A 730-nucleotide genomic window follows, 5' to 3' on the forward strand; every position below is an offset into this window, starting at 1 on the left:
CCCCGGGATGAAAGAAAAAATAAGAAAGATGACTTCACGTTTTTGATGTCACGTCTTTCAGATGATGATGTCTTTTATGGTCAATCAGGAATTTCATCCAATGTGTGGAAATCGCGATTTAAAGGGATGCAAGATGTTCTTGCAACAAAATATCATGCGTTGGGAAACCTGAAGATTGGAATGAGTATTGGATCCAACAGATCAGATTTGTTTGAACGGAACAGACTGTATCTGTGATTCCGGGATAATTGATTTGTAAGAGGAATGAATTTGTGAAAATGAGGGGTTTTTAATTCAAAGATATGCAGGTATGTTTTTGTTTCGTATGGTATTTCATTATTAAACCCATGGAAAACTGACAGTAAACAAGCGTGAGCAGGATGCATGCTTCTTTCCCGCTTGCTGATGCAGCCTGTGGTGCCTGTGGTTGGAGATTTATTTCAATAAGAAATAACTGCAAATTTATTTTAAATAAATGTGTTGACAAGAAAGAAAAATGGGTGTATATTGGATTTCGTCGCTGTTACAAGATGTGAATGACCTGATAAAATAAAAAAAGTTGTTGACAGCGAAGACTTCTTGTGATAATATATAAAACGTCGCTGCGATAATCAAGCAGCTTCGCAAAATAAAATGAAGTGTTCCTTGAAAACTGAAGAGTGAAGACATGACTCGTTAATTCTTGAGAGTTCACATCAAACTTTTTTGGAGAGTTTGATCCTGGCTCAGG

1 protein-coding gene is annotated in these 730 nt (G+C 36.6%); it reads left to right on the forward strand.

Features of this window, described 5'->3' with window-relative positions; translation table 11 throughout:
* The coding region (locus I8U23_RS13510) for a hypothetical protein (protein WP_232335548.1) at positions 1 to 237 on the forward strand (237 nt) is incomplete at its 5' end.
* Positions 238 to 730 lie beyond the last annotated feature (493 nt).

The organism is Thermoactinomyces sp. CICC 10735 (assembly GCF_016055175.1).
Classification (GTDB): domain Bacteria; phylum Bacillota; class Bacilli; order Thermoactinomycetales; family Thermoactinomycetaceae; genus Thermoactinomyces; species Thermoactinomyces vulgaris.